Raw genomic sequence first — 17,375 nt, forward strand, 5'->3', positions numbered from 1 at the left:
AACAATAATATGAGCAAAGCATCATCAAAAGGAATTTGGAAAGTCATTTCCGCTTCCTCCATGGGTACCATGATCGAATGGTACGACTTTTACATCTTTGGGAGTTTAGCCGTAGTTATTTCTACCAAATTCTTCCCCTCCGACAATCCCACCGCGGCCTTTTTGTCTACCCTAGCAACCTTTGCTGCTGGTTTCGTGGTTCGTCCTTTCGGAGCATTATTCTTCGGACGTTTGGGCGACCTTATCGGACGAAAATACACGTTCATGGTTACCTTAATGTTAATGGGAGGAGCCACTTTCTTAATCGGTTGTATTCCCAGTTACGAAACCATCGGATTTATGGCGCCCGTACTGGTTTTGATTCTTCGCCTTTTACAAGGTCTTGCCCTTGGCGGTGAATATGGCGGAGCAGCAACCTATGTGGCTGAACATGCCCCCAAAGGAGAACGAGGGTACTGGACCTCGTGGATTCAAACCACTGCTACCGTAGGTCTTTTTGTATCCCTTATGGTGATTTTAATTACCAAATCAGTCATGAGCAAAGAAGCTTTTGAAGATTGGGGATGGCGTGTGCCTTTCTGGGTATCGGTATTGATGGTTGTAGTTTCGTATTACATTCGTAAAGGAATGCACGAATCACCCGTTTTTGCCAAAGCGAAAGCAGAAGGAAAAACAGCAGCCAATCCGTTGAAAGAAAGTTTTGGTAATAAATACAACTTAAAATTTGTTTTATTGGCTCTATTTGGTGCTACTATGGGACAAGGGGTGGTATGGTATACTGGTCAGTTTTACGCCATGAATTTCTTAAAAACCGTTCAAGCTATTGACTCGTCACAAGTTGACACGTTGTTGGGTATTGCGCTTGTTCTCGGGACACCTTTCTTTGTGGTCTTTGGGAAATTAAGTGACAAAGTAGGTCGAAAAAACATTATGATGCTTGGTATGTTGATTGCAATTATCGCCTACCGACCAATCTATCGCGCGATGTATACGACCACCGATTTAACCAAGAAAACGGAAATAGTAGAAAAAACAACTACCGTTCCTACAATGAAAGTGGTAGAAGGAACCAAAATAGACTCTATTTATACCACAAACCGCGCTTACACCGATGGTACAACGGTTGAAGAAATCAAAACCATCCACATGGAAGAAGGAAAAGTGATGTTGGACGACAAAGGGAAAGAAAAAGTGGAAACCAAAATCACCAAGAAAATAAATAATGCCGACCGATGGATGTTAGTTTTCCTCGTCTTCATACAAGTTATTTTTGTAACCATGGTTTACGGTCCTATTGCCGCTTTCTTGGTGGAAATGTTCCCGGTAAAAATTCGCTACACCTCGATGTCATTACCCTATCACGTGGGGAACGGAATCTTTGGAGGTTTGCTTCCTGCCATTTCAACCTACTTGGTTACCACCGCTAAAGATGCGGGCGATGTTGAATTTTACCTCGAGGGATTATGGTATCCGATTATCATCGCGGGTGTCTGTTTTGTCATTGGGATGATTTATATTGATAAAAAAATTAACACACTTCACGAATAAAACGCTGGGCTATGAATGCATTAAAAAAACTTTTAGGAATTATTTGGATTCTACTCGCAGCAGCAGTTTCCTATTATTGTATCGCCATCTTTGGTGGAAAATTGTCTTCAGGAAAGCAAGATGATTTGGTTTTTGGAATTATTATCTTCTTTATTTTGTTACCTTTGGTTGTATCAGGGTTGGGACTCTTTGGGTATTATTGCCTAACCAATGAATATGATGAAGATTACGATTAAATAACCATCTAATATACACCCCAAAGCTCTTTCACAAGGGCTTTGGGTATTTTTAGTCATGAAAAAAAGACACCAACAAAAATTATTGATTATCACCTTAGTCCTTGGATTAGGATTCAATCTTCCCTTGGTGTTACTTTTTGATTCGGCCACATCTATTGGCGGGTTTCCGCTCATTTATGTGTATATTTTCTCTTTATGGCTTTTTGCTAGTTTGATCACGTTGATTATTGTAAAACGTTACCATGAGTAGCCTTGTACTTATCGTAATTTTGGGTCTCTATTTGGGGATGCTTTTTTTTATTGCGCATTGGGCAGAAAAAAAAGAAGGCTCACCGATGACCAACAATCCCTATGTTTACACCCTGTCTTTGGCTGTGTATTGTACGGCTTGGACGTATTATGGAAGTATTGGAGTAGCAGCGGATAGCGGATTAAGTTATCTACCCATTTATTTAGGTCCCGTAATCATTGCCCCCGCTTGGATTATTATTTTACGACGGATTATACGAATTTCACGGATCAATAAAATATCAAGTATCGCCGATTTTATCTCATTGCGGTATGGAAACAGTCGTTTTTTGGGTGCGATTGTCACCGTAATTTGCCTCACAGGAATCGTACCTTACATTGGGTTGCAACTCAAAGCTATTGCCGAAACCTTTCATGTGGTGACCCAAACTCCTATTCGAACGAATATTTTTGATGATAATACCACCTATGTGGCCATTGCCTTGGCTTTGTTTGCTTCCTATTATGGAACCCGGTACGTAGATGCCTCCGAAAAACGAAGAGGAATTGTTACCGCCGTGGCGTTGGAGAGTGTTTTGAAATTGGTCTTTTTTGTAGTGGTCGGTCTCTATGTAACCTTCGGAGTGTACAACGGATTTGACGATATTTACCAAAAAGCACAACATTTGCCTGATTTCGTAGCGCGAAATACCATCGGAGGATTGCCGCAAGCCATGAATTGGGGATTACTTTGTATTCTCTCCATGTTTGCTATTTTTCTCTTGCCGCGTCAATTTCACGTAGCTGTTGTTGAAAATAACCGCGAGAATCACCTCAAAACCGCAGTTTGGTTGTTCCCGTTATATCTGTTGATTTTTAACCTCTTTGTCTATCCCATCGCTTGGGGAGGAAATATTCTTTTTGAAGGCAAAAGTGTAAATTCCGATGCGTATTCTTTGCTGATTCCCTTGCATTTCCAAAACACAGCTATGGCAGTTTTGGTCTTTTTAGGCGGATTCTCGGCAGCAATTTCGATGATTATCGTATCGTCGATTGGGTTGTCTAATATGCTTACCAACAATGTGTTAATTCCCTACAACTTGTTGGGAAACTTAAGTGGTTCTGAACAATCAATCAACAGTCAACGGATCATCACTAGCCGAAAAATTGGAATTTTTTGCTTGATCATCTTGGCCTATCTCATCTACCGTTTTTTTGGTTTGGATTATAATTTGGTATCGATAGGAATGGTTGCCTTTGTGATTATTGCCCAATTGGGACCTTCTTTTTTTGGGGCCTTATTCTGGCGACGAGGCTCTCGTTTGGGAGCGATTTGGGGGATTATCATGGGCTTTGTGATTTGTGTTTACACCCTTTTGCTTCCTTATGCGATGGGTACAACCAATACCAATGCGCATTTTATCAACGAGGGGCTGTGGGGTTTTTCGTTGTTAAAACCGTTTCAGCTGTTTGGATTAGACTATTTGCAACCCGTATCACACGCCTTGTTTTGGAGTTTGTTTTTTAATTTCATTACGTATTTTGCAGTTTCGGTTAGCTTTAAAGGAAATTATCGGGAGCGCAATTATGCCGAAATGTTTGTCGATATCAACCGCTACAGTACCAATCACGAAAATGCCTTTATCTGGAAAGGAACGGCTTACAAAAATGACATCGAAAAAGTACTCGTTCGCTTCATGGGGGAAGAACGCACCCGACGAGCAATGAACATTTTCAATGTCAAATACAATGTCGATCAAAAACAAGAGTTGGCCGATGCACGCTTGGTTAAATTTGCTGAAAATTTGCTTACAGGCTATATCGGTACGGCTTCTGCACGAATTTTGATTGCCAGCGTGGTAAAAGAGGAAAAAATCACACTACCCGAAGTGTTGAAAATTTTGGAAGAATCCAAAGAGAATATCATCATAAACAAAAAATTGACCGAAACCTCGCGTGAATTACAAGAATTAACCGCCAAATTAAAAGAAGCTAACGATTCGTTAATTCAAAAAGATCAGCAAAAAGATGAGTTTCTGGATACCGTTACCCATGAAATTCGAACACCCATCACAGCAATTCGAGCCGCCAGTGAAATTTTGATTGAAGATGAAGAAATTCCCGAGGAGCTTCGAAAACAATTTTTACAAAACATCATCTCCGAATCCGACAGGTTGAATCGTTTAATTGATAAGGTTTTGGATTTGGAAAAATTTGAAACGGGAAAACAAGAAATTCACTTGGCCGCACATCCCATTATGGAAACCATTGAGAAAGCGGTTGAACCCCTACAACAGCTCATTTCCAATAAAAATATCGCAGTTCATTTGGAGGGAAAAGCAACCCTTATGGCATGGTATGATGAGGATCGTATTTTTCAAGTGGTCACCAATTTAGTGTCCAATGCCATCAAATTCTCCCCAGATGAAAACGGACTTATTGTTATTGCTGTCCACGAAAAACCCGACGCCATCGAAGTACAAGTGCGCGATAACGGTAAAGGCATTGCAAAAGGAGATTTTGAAACTATTTTTGATAAATTCTACCAATCGACCAACCAAAATTTTAAAAAACCAATTGGTAGTGGACTTGGATTAGCCATTTGTAAACAGATTATTGAAATGCACAAGGGTCAAATATGGGCCGCCAATAGCAGTACTGGCGGAGCCTGCCTTCATTTTACCCTTCCCAAAAAAGAGCAACTATGAGAAAGATACTTATTGTAGACGATGAACCCAACATTGTCATGACACTCGAATATACATTCAAGAAAAACAATTTTGAAGTCTTTATTGCACGCGATGGCCAAGAAGCATTAGAGATTTTAAAATCACAGTTGCCCGACGTGATTATCTTGGATATTATGATGCCTTTGGTGGATGGATTTGAAACGTTACAACACATTCGCCAAAATGAACAGCTCAACCATTGCAAAGTCATTTTCCTTTCGGCTAAAAATAAAGAAAGTGATATCGAAAAAGGACTGGCATTGGGCGCTGATGCTTATTTAACAAAACCCTTTTCATTGAAAAAAGTAGTCGAAAAAGTAACCGACTTACTCGCGTAAAACAACAACCAACTTTAGTATGAATTACAACGAATTTTACCAGGAAAGTCTTGGTAACCCGGAAGCCTTTTGGCAAAAACAAAGCAAAGCACTTCCATGGTTTAAAGCGCCAAGCACGATACTATCTAACGATGCCCATGGGTACCCACTTTGGTTTGCCGATGGAGAAACCAATGCCTGTTATCTAGCATTGGACCAACATATTGAAGCCGGATATGGCGAACAAACAGCACTTATTTATGATTCGCCGGTAACCCAAACCATTCGCCAATATAGTTTCAACGAGGTCAAGTCCGAAGTCGCTCGATTGGCAGGTGGACTCTTGGCGTTGGGACTAAAAACAGGCGATACGGCGGTTATCTATATGCCCATGATTCCCCAAGCCGCTTTTGCCATGCTGGCCTGTGCACGGATAGGGGTAACGCATTCGGTCGTTTTTGGTGGATTTGCACCGCATGAATTGGCAATTCGCATCGATGATTGTACGCCAAAAGTGGTTATCACCGCATCCTCTGGGATTGAAATCGACCGATTAATTGCCTACAAACCCTTGGTCGATGAGGCCATTGCTTTGGCCAACCATAAACCGGAAAAAGTTGTCGTGTTAAACCGAAAACTAGGAGCACGAATTCCTTTTCAGAAATACGATGTCGATTATGATGCGTTGGTTTACGGCTCGGAAGAAGTAGGGTGCGTCCCTGTCTTGGCTACCCATCCCTTGTATGTTTTATACACTTCGGGTACCACAGGAAAACCGAAAGGAATTGTACGGGATACGGGCGGTTATGCAACAGCTTTAAAATTTTCAATGCAATACATTTACGGCGCACATCCGGGAGAAGTGTTTTGGGCCGCCTCCGATGTAGGGTGGGTAGTAGGCCACAGCTATATTGTTTACGGTCCGTTGATTAACCGAAATACAACTGTTCTCTTTGAGGGCAAACCGATTCGAACTCCCGATGCAAGTACGTTTTGGCGCGTCATTTCAGAGCATAAGGTAAGCGTAATGTTTACAGCACCCACCGCCATTCGAGCCATAAAAAAAGAAGATCCCAACGGCGAATTGATTAAATCCTATGATTTGTCATGCCTTCGAACGCAATTTTTAGCTGGTGAACGTTGTGATGTAGCGACTTTGGAATGGTTTAACCAACATATTCCAGTACCTGCTATTGACCATTGGTGGCAAACCGAATCGGGATGGCCCATGATATCCAACATGATGGGCGTTGAACAACTCCCCATAAAACCGGGCTCGGCCTCCAAAGCAGTAGCGGGATATGATATTCGTATCTTTTCTGAAAATGGTCAAGAATTAGGCCCCAATGAGGAAGGCTTTGTCGTAATCAAATTGCCATTGCCCCCCGGAACTCTTTTGGACATTTGGAAAGACAATGCCCGTTTTCACGCGGGTTATTTGTCTAAATTTCCAGGATATTATTTCTCCGGTGATGGCGGCTATAAAGATGAAGAAGGCTATATTTTCATCACGGGTAGGGTAGATGATGTCATCAATGTTGCAGGGCATCGCTTGTCGACAGCCGAGATGGAGGAAATTGTTGCGGCGCATCCTGCGGTAGCGGAATGTGCTGTAATCGGAATTAATGATGATTTAAAAGGACAAATACCCTTGGCGTTGGTAGTTACCAAATCGGGGGAACCTATCGAGCATTTTCAGTTGCAACACGAAGTGGTTCAAAAAGTTCGCGAGCAAATTGGGGCTGTAGCTTCTTTAAAAGATGTGATCGTAGTGCAACGGTTACCGAAAACGCGTTCGGGAAAAATTTTACGAAAACTTCTCCGAAGTATAGTCGATGGAGTAGAATTTCAAATTCCTTCAACCATTGATGATGAAGCAATTATTGAGGAAATCGAAGCCGTGTTGTCGGTTTCAAAAATTGGAAGTTACAAATCGTAATAGGATCTTTTGGAGCAAAAAATGTAATTCCTGTTGTGTATAGTAATTTAGCAACATATTTCATTTCTGCACTAGAAGAATGGCTATATTTACATAACCAAAAAAATATAAAACAAGATTTACAATGAGTTATTATAGAATAAATAATCTCGAGCATTATTTTAAAATGTATAAAAAATCCATTCGTGAACCCCGAAAGTTTTGGGATCGCATCGCGGATGAGAATTTTACCTGGTATCAAAAATGGGATAAGGTTTTGGAATTTGATATGCAGGAAGCGGACTTCAAATGGTTTGTGAATGCCAAAGTGAATATCACCAAAAACTGTATCGATCGGCATCTAGCCAAACGAGGGGAGAAAACCGCTATTATTTTTGAACCCAACGATCCCAATGAGGAGGCACAACATATTTCCTACAATGAGTTGTATGCTCGTGTAGCCAAAATGGCCAACGTTTTGCGTGATCAAGGCATTAAAAAAGGTGATCGTGTATGCATCTACCTTCCGATGATTCCTGATTTGGCGGTGGCGGTTTTGGCCTGTGCGCGTATTGGTGCGATTCACTCGGTGGTTTTCGCTGGATTTTCAGCCTCAGCAGTGGCAGCCCGTATTCAGGATTGTGAAGCCAAAATGGTCATCACTTCCGATGGTGGGTATCGCGGTGATAAAACCATCAATCTCAAGGCCATTGTTGATGAAGCTCTGGAAAAATGCCCAACGATTGAAACCGTTTTAGTGGCGCGTCGTACCAATCAACAAGTAGCCATGCTAGAAGGCCGCGATTTATGGTTGCAACCCTTGTTAGATGACGCTATTCCCAACAATGTAGCTGAAATCATGGATGCCGAAGATCCGTTATTCATTTTATATACATCGGGTTCTACAGGCAAACCCAAAGGAATGTTGCATACTACAGCTGGGTATATGGTTTACACGGCCTATACCTTTAAAAATATTTTCAATTACGAAGAAAACGATGTGTATTGGTGTACCGCAGATATCGGTTGGATTACAGGACACTCCTATATCCTTTACGGACCTCTTTTGAATGGTGCAACAACGGTGATTTTTGAAGGTGTTCCTTCCTATCCCAATTTTAGTCGTTTTTGGGAAGTAATTGAGAAGCATAAGGTTAATCAGTTTTACACCGCACCCACGGCAATTCGAGCGTTGGCGAAAGAAAGTTTGGATTATGTCCAAAAATATCCCTTGTCTTCTTTGAAGGTAATTGGATCGGTAGGAGAGCCCATTAACGAAGAAGCTTGGCACTGGTATAACGATCATGTGGGTGGAAAACGTTGCCCACTTGTGGATACGTGGTGGCAAACGGAAACTGGCGGAATAATGATTTCTCCCGTTCCTTTTGTAACGCCCACAAAACCCACGTATGCTTCCTTGCCTTTGCCTGGAATACAACCGGTATTGATGGACGAATTGCGTAACGAAATTGAAGGCAATCAAGTCACCGGTAGCTTGTGCATCAAGTTTCCTTGGCCGAGTATGGCTCGAACTATTTGGGGCGATCACCAACGGTACAAAGAGACCTATTTCTCTGCTTTTCCAGGAAAATATTTCACAGGTGACGGCGCATTGCGTGATGAAGTGGGGTATTATCGCATTACAGGTCGAGTGGATGATGTAATTATTGTTTCGGGCCATAATTTGGGTACTGCGCCTATAGAAGATGCAATCAACGAACACCCAGCGGTAGCCGAAAGTGCCATTGTTGGATTCCCGCACGATATCAAAGGAAATGCGATGTATGGCTTTATTATTTTGAAAGAAGTAGGAGAGACCCGTAATCGCGAAAATCTTGCGAAAGAAATTAATCAATTGATTTCTGATCAAATCGGACCCATTGCCAAACTAGATAAAATTCAATTTGTAAGTGGATTGCCAAAAACACGTTCAGGTAAGATTATGCGGCGTATTTTACGCAAAATTGCTGAAGGAGATTTCAGTAATTTCGGTGATATTTCTACACTTTTGAATCCTGAAATTGTTGAGGAAATCAAAAATGAACGGGTATAGTTTATAGTTAATTTAGTTTTATTGGTTGGAACTGCTTTCATTTGTGAAGGCAGTTTTTTTATTTTACAAAAAATTGTATTTCAATTGATTAAACAATCTTAACGTGTTAATCACTTCAGGTTTATTTTAAACCTAATTTAGACTTTAATTTCAAAAACATCAACGCGATATTGTAGGCGTCATCCGTAGGTGAGACGTGCTCGGTAACGGGAAGTTTGTAGGCTTTTGCCATTTCATCCAAAGCGATGCTTTTTTCAGACAAATCATGTACTTTTTTGTACATAATTTCAATATCCAATGCCTCATTACGTAAACGTCCGCAGCCCAATTTTTCGAGTACTTCATTGAGCATTTCTACATCAAAATATGTACGGTGCCCCACCAAAACCGCATTCTCAATAAAGGCGATAAAGTTTTCAATCGCTGCGGGTTCGGCTAATTTTGGCATTTTACTCTCCAAAACAAAGTCATGGGTAATGCCGTTGTCATGCAAATATTTGTACTGTGGAATAGCAATTTCAAAAACATCACCGATTAACACCTGATCCTGAACAATTCCGATGGCAGCAATCGATAAAATAACATCTTTACGCGAATTTAATCCCGTAGTTTCAAGGGTAAACGCCACATAGCGATTGGATTTTTTGTCCATTTTCTCCAGGTACGTTTTCCAAAATTCAGGATATTCTTTCTGTATGTTTTTTAGCCAATCCAACATAATTAGGAAAATTGGGTGAGTTGGTAATTATCTTTAATCAATTCTTCCAAGTCGCGCATGGGGACTAACGCCGCTTTGAGTCTTTCTTTATCCACTTTATTCATATCCTCCAAAGATAGAAAATGACCGTTAGAATCTTCTTTTAACCCTTCTTCTGTGCTGAATTTGGACAAGGTTAAAAAAGCTTCGGCGCAGTTGAGATAGATTTCTGCATGTTTCGGATCAATGATCGCCAGCTGTTTGTACCGCTGAAAGGTGCTGTTGATTCCTTTTATCCCATTGCTTAATGTAAGCAAACGTGCCGCATCAACCAAAGGTAAAATAGCCCGGTTTTTAAGGTCAAATTTACCTTTAAATTCGCCTTCCTCTTCCACATTGAATTTTTTAAAGAACGTTAGAGGCGGTGGTTTTCGTAACGCATCATTCCCCAAGAAATCGTAGAACAATACATTGTTTTTAGCATTTTTAAATATAACCTCCGTCAACGCATCCTCGATTTTTTGCTCCCCGGAAGCCATTTCATAATCAAAGAAAACACTGCTAATTTCATTGGATTTTTCACCGGGAGTATTCATCCAACTGTTGTACTGTTTTATCCAGTCAGTCAATGATTTACACCACAGCATATTGCTGGCAACATGATTTTGCGCACACAGTTTATATCCTACTTTTTCAAGCGTCGCGGTTGCTTTTTTGGCCAAACGAATAAAGTAATCTTTGGTATCGCGATACTTATCGGCGGGCACATCTTCAAAAATCAAAATACTATCTTGGTCCGTTAGTAACAATTGTTCTTTTCGACCCTGACTCCCAATGCATAACCAAGCATAACGAGCAGGAGGGGAGCCCAACTCTAAAATCGCCAATTCGATAGCACGTTTAACCAAAGCTAGGGTGATTTCACCAGCAATACTTTGGATGTGCGTAAGCGGTATATTGCGTTGAAGCGACGACTGGATGATTTCTGTGAGTTTGTCGCGTACTGATTTTAGTTCTTTAGCAGATGTCGATTTTCGGATTTCTTTAAGTAAAACCCCTGGATTATTGGCTTGAGCGACAACCAAATCATGCTCTGAAATAATGCCTTTGACTTCTGATTTATCGGTGCCATCATACGTGACACAAAGGTGCGTAACTCCGTGCTTTAACATGACCAATTGCGCTTCAGCCACTGAAATATTTTCAATTACTGTAACCACAGGCGCACTCATCAATTGGGTAATGGGTTGCGAAATGGCAACACGACCCGTAGCTACTTTGGCCCGAAAATCTTTATCCGTGACGATTCCAACAGGATTTCCTTGCTCGGTGATAACTGCGCTATCGTATAAATTATCGGTAATTAATTGCGCAGTATCTTTCACTGTTGTTTGGATGCCGATTTTTAGTGGTGATCTATTGTAAGTCAAGGTTTGGAAATACAATAAATCGGATTGATTTTCACTAAACGCGATAGAATCAGTGATCAGTCCCTTAGCCATTTTATCGGACTGATTCTTGGAATTGGTGGCAAAACTTTCCAATAAAAAATCCAAAACCGCTTGATTCTTGGACACATAAGGTTTAAAAACCGTAATAGGAATGGCGTATACAATACAATCATCTTTGGCTTTGGCCGTCATTTGATAATTGTTCTTGGCAAAAAAGGGCCGCAATCCAAAAATATCGCCGGCATGGCATTTATTTAAAAGCATTTCTTCGGCGTCGGAAACCACCATTAATTGAATGATTCCATGGGCCACCACGTAAAAACTATCGTGTAAGGCGTCGTTGATTTGAAATAAGGTTTTGTTTTTATCCAGATTTAAAACCCGAATCGATTGAGCAATAACCACAAGTTCGTCATAACTCAAAAAATTAAACGGCTCAAAATCTTTTAAAAAGTCGGCAACTCGGTAGGCAATTGCATTACTCATAGCGGATAAAATTAAGCTACAAAGTTATAAATTTGTTTGTGCCCATACCGATAAAGAAGCATCGTTTTATGATTAGTTTTAACGATGAGATGTTTATAACCTAAACCATCTTCTTATTATTCTATTTTACATAATATAAATTATAGCGCATTAAATACGGTACATTTTAGCATAAAACGCACAATATCAATGATAAACCAAAACTTTTTCGATATCCCATTAAATCAAGGGTTAATAGATTCGTTAACCGTTTTTTTACCTCTTGACAAGATTACAATAATTGATAACCGCCTAACTGACGAGTATATGTGCTATTATCCCGACAACAACGATTCAGGCCTTTTAATTGAGGAACTACACCCGCCAAAACCAATAATGATAAACCACAACGGTATTAATTTCCGAATGAATAAAGTCGTCTTATCAGAACTCAAAGATAAACGAGGTAATATACTCCGTGAACATTCCGAAGCAATTCGCCTAACCCTTACCGCAAAAATGCTACACGGTGAATATTTCCGAGGCATCAATAACGACAATATTAGTCGCATTGTCGATTATATCAACACCACAAATATTATAAAAATAGATACCGAAACCATACTTAATTCACCCTGTAATGATATCGATATTTGTATTAATTACAGGCTTGATTTTGATATTTTCAAGGAATCCCGAAAGTTCTTATACAACCTCGTTAAAGATTCAAAAAAGCATGCTGTGGAACTCTTCCCTGCAAAAGAAACCCAAAAAATCAATAAAAATATAGGTTTGATATATGGCGACCGTGAAAAGGGTCTTATTTCAACACCTTTTTGTAAATTCTACAACAAAGAAAACGAACTACTTACAAAATCAGCCGAGTTTTATAATATCTATCTTTTTCCTCAACTCAAATACGGCTTATCAATAAAAAACCTAATCAGAAAAGAAATTACACTACGAAATAACGAGCAAAAAAAGAATCTTATAAAAAATGGTCAAGTAAACAAAGATAATCCCCTAAAAACGCTTAAAAACATTCTCGATATAACACAAGACCAACTTACTGAAATATGTAACTCAACATTAAGATATTACTATGACAAAAAACAATTTTCAATCCCTGACGACCTCAAACCCCTTGAAAAGATATTGGCGGGATACATGCAACAGATTATTAACCTTGGCGGTGATAAACTTGCTCTTATTGCTCCCCTTGATAGTATATCTTGCAAGGTCACCAAGTCGAGAACAAAAGCCAAAATCGACGAACTAATCAAAATAGTTTTCTCCGACGATTACATAAAAAAACAGGCTCAAAAAAACGAATTTATGAACGACTTTTTAAAGCTTCAATCCATTTGGTAAAAAACCCCCTTGGCGGGGCTATGTGATAGCCCCGATAAGTTAATAAAAATGTTAACCATAAAAATTAAAATTATGACAAAACAGCAACTAAAAACACAATTAGTAAACCTTTATGTATTACAAGCTAAACTTAAGAAACTAACATCAAATGAGGCTTACGAAAACTACCATTTTATATCGGGTCAAATAAAAGTCTTAGAAACTTTAATTAATGGGCAAAAATTCATTAATAATAACCATGTCAACGAATTTATCACTTATGAAAACGAAAGAAAAAAACGCTCTTTCTTCTAAAGGCACACGTCCTACAATGGTACAACGTGCCGAAAATGACAAAGGATATAGCTACAAATTAAAAAACGGTGAATTTCTATATTTTCCCGATAAAAAATTTCCCGTTGACGATATCGGGAAAAATGGCCAAACAAAGTTAATATTATAAAAAGGGCGGGTTGCACCCCGCCCCAACAAAATCCCTACGTTATGTCAAAAATTTCAGAATTTCGCATTTTATCAATTAAAGATTTTATGATATTACTTGAAGTATCAGAAACAACTGCGAAGCAATATCGAAAAGATTTAAGAGAACACTTAAGACTTGAAAAAAAGCCAATACTTTTTATTCATTTCAAGCGATATTTTAACATAAATGACGCCAAGGTATAAAAATAGTCTTAAATGGGTCGTAAATAGTCGGGTTTAAATACTCGACTTTTTTTATTTATCACCTTTGAATCATTATTAATACCAACTTTAAAAAACATCTTTATGTTATTGAAACGTGTATCGGGTACATCAAAGGACAAAATTGTAACCCAAACAGAATTAAGTAAATTGGTACTTCTCACAAACATGACCTTTAACGGTTTACAGGATGAGAAAATCCAAATTACTATTGAACGAAATGGCGGGAAATCAATTTCCGTTCATCCAAAGCCTGTAAATCTTCGCCAATATATTTTGGCATCAACTTACGGCCAAAATGCAATTTGCGCATTCCCTACGGCGCATTACTCAGGACACAATATGTCCGTAGTTCTTGACTTGACCGTAGCGGGTAACGTTGAACTTGTCGACTCAGACAAAATCGTCGTAGAATTATCAAACTTGAATGAAGACCCAGACATTTACTACGAATTTCGTGGGATTCAGTCCGAAGATGGAAATGGCGACGATTCAGATATTTACATCTTCGAGCCAAAAGTAATTCCCGATTACGAAGAAAATTTCAACCTCAATGTTGACAAATACGACGTATGCGTTATCCCTGACCTTAATACAATTCGCGAAATCAATTTCACCCATGCGTTAACTCGTCAGGTAACTAAGCGCGACCCAATTTGTCTACGTGCCGAGCATATCGATTTTGACCCTGTCGGAATCGTTTACCAAAACGGTAACGTTCGCACAAGCGACCCCAATTTTTTACAATTGGATACAGACGAGTTAATTAATATTAACGTGGTCAAGGAATTGACAGCGGGTCAAAACATCGATGTTTTGTTTCGTAAATCAGTTTCACAGGCACAATTAGGACTAAAATAGTAACCTATGGGATTTTTTAAAAGAATCGGTAAGGGAATCGGAAAAGGTATCAAAGGTGCGGGTAAATTCATCAAGAAAAACGCCACATTTAAGAACCTTGTATCTCTTGCCTCAAATTTTGACCCCTCGGGCATTGTTGGCGGTTTACAGGCCAAACACGAAGCAAAAAAGCAAGAACAGCAAGCATTGGCCGAAATGCAACAAAATCCTGAGTTTAACCAATTACCCGCTACTGAACAGGTAATGTTAGTAAAAAACCACGTTGGCGCACAAAACGCCCAAGCAATTGCCACGGCTTCAGATATTGCACAAAAACGAGGTATCACAATTGGCGAAGTTTTACAAGGTGCTGCGGGTGGTGCTTTACAGGGTGCAGGCTCTGTAATGGCGGGCGATACAAAAGTAGCTACCACGGGCGGAACCCTTACACAAAATGTGTTTATGAATTGGCTTAAACGCTTTTGGTATATCCCTCTCGGCATTGTTGTAATTCTTGCCCTCGTATGGCGTAAACTCGCAAACCCTCAAAGCGGACGAACCTACCGCAGACGATAAAAATACATGAAAACAACCCTTTTAACAGGTGGCCTTGGCATCGGGATGATGCAAGCCATACAGCAAGTTGACCCGGCACAAACGGTCAACCTCTTAAGTACTATCGTTGTTGCGGTCGTTACTTTAATTCGATTGTTTAAAAAAGACAAACCAAAAAACCAATAAATCATGCAAAGAAATAAACGCATCAGTACAGACCGTTTCGGTAACCCTTATCAAGTTATTGGCTTGAAAGATACAAAAGGCACAGGCTTCCCAAAAGGTTACGTTGAGTTAGGCGGAAAACTTTACAAATTAGAGCATTCACCCTCACAAAAAGAAGGTGTTGAAGCTTGGATTCGTGTTACAAAAGTTGACCAAAAACAACGTCAAACCTCAATGTAATGAAGTCAATCATTAATTTCCTATCTGCGTGCCGTGATTATATCGATTATGGCTACGCTTTACTCGACTCGCTTAACTATACCGTTAAGCGTTTCGAGGAAGTAGGCAAAAAACAAAAAACCGATGTTAACGACAAAGGAAATAGCCCTGAATCTAATAATCCCGCATGAAGGGTTATATAGTGCCTCCCCTACCGGGTTGGTACGAGTAAAGGACAAAAAAACACCTATTTATCCCTATCGTGATCCCTCGGGAGTATGGACAATTGGTTTTGGGACTACAATTTACCCCGACGGTAAACCCGTCCGTAAAACAGACCCGCCAATTACATACGAAAAGGCTGTCGAATTTATGCTTTTGCACATCGACAACGACCTTAAGAATCTTAAAAAGTATCTTCCACAACGTTTAACACGTTATCAGGTTGCATCCTTGTTAAGTCTTTCTTATAACATTGGTTGGCCAAGATTAGCCCGTACAAAGGCAACTAAAGGTCTACTACATGTAATTAACGAAAACCCCGACGATTTTAACCGAATTGAACCATTATTCAAACAATATCAATTTGCTAACGGTCGTCGCCTCTCAGGACTAATTAAACGTCGAAACGACGAATTCAAAACTTATAAAAAAAAAGTATCTTCATCATGTTTGACAAAATCAAAAATTTCGTAACTGAAAAGCCCGCAATTGCTGTTGCTATCGCTGTGGGTCTTGTAGTTGTAATTTGGAAAGTAGTTTTACCTATGTTCCGTAAAAAATAATCTACTATGCGCAGAACTTCACCTACTTCAAAATTTGCGCTATTTTTCAAGGCCAATTGGGTTCAACTCCTTTTGGCTTTACTTTTTTTCCTCTTTGTTTTCCCATGGATTTACAGAAAAGCACAAGACGCAATTTCATCATTTAAGCAAAACAAACAGGATAACGCTACCGACGAATTGAAAAATCAAATCGATAACGCAATAAAAGTAAATAGCGCTGAAAATTCAACTGCAAACCCTGTTACACGTACACAAAAACAAACCGCAGTAGCTAAAAAATACAAGTCTAAACGACTTTCAAAAGCCAAAATGCGCGAACTCGCAAATATTTCAGAAAACATCGCAATAGCTTTTGGAACTAATGCCGAGGAAAACGGCTCACTTTTAGGCGTTGATTTTTTCGGAGACGTACCGAAAACTTTTTCAGCAATGACCGAGGACGAGAAAGAAGCTATTAAGCAATTGAAAAAAGTACCTGGCACATTCGGCATTGTCGCCGACTATTACTACAACGTCTACACTCGTAGCCGTAATCTTAAGACCGATATTAAACGGTTTCTTACTACTTCACAAATTCAAGAACTCCGAGACCATTATAAAAAATATGGAATCCGTAACGTAATCTAATATGCAAAGTCTACACGCTTATTTATCCGATTATAATCTTGCAATTTACGCACAAAACAATAACTTAAGACCAAAACAATTAGTCCTTTTGTACGTAAATGAACACGGATTATTAAAACAAACCCCCGTTATCTCAGCACCTAAACCAAATGGCGAAAACATGATGGGCGTAATTTTTGACGAAGAAGCTTTTTGTTTAGGTGTTTATGTAAATGGTGTACAAGTCAATGCAACCGAATTGCGTAGTCAATTCACTCCAAAGGAGTTATATTTTATGAATTTAAATTCAAAAACTCCCGTTCCTTTACCTTTTGCACCTGAACTGCTTACTGAACAGGATTTTAGGCCACGAGGCTCCGTGCTTCTTATGCCTTACATTATGCCTTAAGAGAATTTTTTTATCCTTTTATTTGCCTAATTAAAAATTTCTTTATATTTGGGCATCATTTAGCGATGATAAACGGTAAAAATTTATGAATAAAGG

Annotated in this window: 18 protein-coding genes; 16 read left to right on the forward strand and 2 right to left on the reverse strand. The window is 39.5% G+C overall.

Annotation, left to right across the window (positions count from 1 at the left end; all coding sequences use genetic code 11):
* Nucleotides 1-9: 9 nt before the first annotated feature.
* The 7 genes from BUC17_RS04840 to acs all read left to right on the forward strand — a co-directional run bounded on the left by BUC17_RS04840 (nt 10) and on the right by acs (nt 9,032).
* Nucleotides 10-1,548, forward strand: a complete 1,539-nt coding sequence (locus BUC17_RS04840) for an MFS transporter (protein ID WP_073362199.1) — start codon at nt 10-12, stop codon at nt 1,546-1,548.
* Between the two features lie 11 nt (nt 1,549-1,559).
* Nucleotides 1,560-1,784, forward strand: coding sequence for a DUF6814 family protein (locus tag BUC17_RS04845; protein WP_073362201.1), 225 nt, complete (start codon nt 1,560-1,562; stop codon nt 1,782-1,784).
* Between the two features lie 58 nt (nt 1,785-1,842).
* On the forward strand, nt 1,843-2,037 hold the full coding sequence (locus tag BUC17_RS04850) for a hypothetical protein (protein ID WP_073362203.1): 195 nt from the start codon (nt 1,843-1,845) through the stop codon (nt 2,035-2,037).
* Nucleotides 2,030-4,723, forward strand: coding sequence for a sensor histidine kinase (locus tag BUC17_RS04855; RefSeq protein ID WP_073362205.1), 2,694 nt, complete (start codon nt 2,030-2,032; stop codon nt 4,721-4,723). Before BUC17_RS04850 ends, BUC17_RS04855 begins: the two co-directional genes overlap by 8 nt.
* On the forward strand, nt 4,720-5,082 hold the full coding sequence (locus BUC17_RS04860; RefSeq protein WP_073362206.1) for a response regulator transcription factor: 363 nt from the start codon (nt 4,720-4,722) through the stop codon (nt 5,080-5,082). Before BUC17_RS04855 ends, BUC17_RS04860 begins: the two co-directional genes overlap by 4 nt.
* Before the next feature lie 19 nt (nt 5,083-5,101).
* Nucleotides 5,102-7,000: an AMP-binding protein gene (locus BUC17_RS04865; RefSeq protein ID WP_073362208.1), complete on the forward strand. Its 1,899-nt coding sequence runs from the start codon at nt 5,102-5,104 to the stop codon at nt 6,998-7,000.
* A gap of 124 nt (nt 7,001-7,124) precedes the next feature.
* Nucleotides 7,125-9,032: an acetate--CoA ligase gene (gene acs, locus BUC17_RS04870; protein ID WP_073362210.1), complete on the forward strand. Its 1,908-nt coding sequence runs from the start codon at nt 7,125-7,127 to the stop codon at nt 9,030-9,032.
* A gap of 121 nt (nt 9,033-9,153) precedes the next feature.
* Here acs and BUC17_RS04875 read toward each other — a convergent pair whose 3' ends face one another.
* Both BUC17_RS04875 and BUC17_RS04880 read right to left on the reverse strand, forming a co-directional pair.
* Nucleotides 9,154-9,750: a 3'-5' exonuclease gene (locus BUC17_RS04875; RefSeq protein WP_073362212.1), complete on the reverse strand. Its 597-nt coding sequence runs from the start codon at nt 9,748-9,750 to the stop codon at nt 9,154-9,156.
* A 2-nt stretch (nt 9,751-9,752) separates the two neighbouring features.
* Entirely contained in the window at nt 9,753-11,666 is a 1,914-nt protein-coding gene (locus BUC17_RS04880) for a DUF294 nucleotidyltransferase-like domain-containing protein (RefSeq protein ID WP_073362214.1), read from the reverse strand.
* A gap of 189 nt (nt 11,667-11,855) precedes the next feature.
* Between BUC17_RS04880 and BUC17_RS04885 the strand changes: the two genes are divergently transcribed.
* From BUC17_RS04885 to BUC17_RS04920, 9 genes are all read left to right on the forward strand, one after another.
* A complete protein-coding gene (locus BUC17_RS04885) occupies nt 11,856-13,016 on the forward strand; it encodes a hypothetical protein (RefSeq protein WP_073362216.1) in 1,161 nt (386 codons plus the stop codon).
* A 259-nt stretch (nt 13,017-13,275) separates the two neighbouring features.
* On the forward strand, nt 13,276-13,458 hold the full coding sequence (locus BUC17_RS13970) for a hypothetical protein (protein WP_143161716.1): 183 nt from the start codon (nt 13,276-13,278) through the stop codon (nt 13,456-13,458).
* A gap of 326 nt (nt 13,459-13,784) precedes the next feature.
* Nucleotides 13,785-14,561: a hypothetical protein gene (locus BUC17_RS04895; protein WP_073362220.1), complete on the forward strand. Its 777-nt coding sequence runs from the start codon at nt 13,785-13,787 to the stop codon at nt 14,559-14,561.
* Nucleotides 14,562-14,567: 6 nt separating this feature from the next.
* Nucleotides 14,568-15,116 (forward strand): hypothetical protein, encoded by a 549-nt coding sequence (locus tag BUC17_RS04900; RefSeq protein ID WP_073362222.1) that lies wholly within the window; start codon nt 14,568-14,570, stop codon nt 15,114-15,116.
* Nucleotides 15,117-15,122: 6 nt separating this feature from the next.
* The gene (locus BUC17_RS14055) at nt 15,123-15,281 is read left to right on the forward strand and encodes a hypothetical protein (RefSeq protein ID WP_159433925.1); all 159 of its coding nucleotides are present in this window, start codon (nt 15,123-15,125) and stop codon (nt 15,279-15,281) included.
* A gap of 3 nt (nt 15,282-15,284) precedes the next feature.
* Nucleotides 15,285-15,500, forward strand: a complete 216-nt coding sequence (locus BUC17_RS04905) for a hypothetical protein (RefSeq protein WP_073362223.1) — start codon at nt 15,285-15,287, stop codon at nt 15,498-15,500.
* A 123-nt stretch (nt 15,501-15,623) separates the two neighbouring features.
* Nucleotides 15,624-16,175: a lysozyme gene (locus BUC17_RS04910; RefSeq protein ID WP_073362225.1), complete on the forward strand. Its 552-nt coding sequence runs from the start codon at nt 15,624-15,626 to the stop codon at nt 16,173-16,175.
* 95 nt (nt 16,176-16,270) lie between these two features.
* Complete coding sequence (locus BUC17_RS04915; RefSeq protein ID WP_073362227.1) at nt 16,271-16,891, forward strand: hypothetical protein; 621 nt, start codon at nt 16,271-16,273, stop codon at nt 16,889-16,891.
* Nucleotide 16,892: 1 nt separating this feature from the next.
* Nucleotides 16,893-17,279: a hypothetical protein gene (locus BUC17_RS04920; protein WP_073362229.1), complete on the forward strand. Its 387-nt coding sequence runs from the start codon at nt 16,893-16,895 to the stop codon at nt 17,277-17,279.
* Nucleotides 17,280-17,375: the final 96 nt, after the last annotated feature.

The organism is Flavobacterium fontis (genome assembly GCF_900129405.1).
Lineage (GTDB): Bacteria > Bacteroidota > Bacteroidia > Flavobacteriales > Flavobacteriaceae > Flavobacterium > Flavobacterium fontis.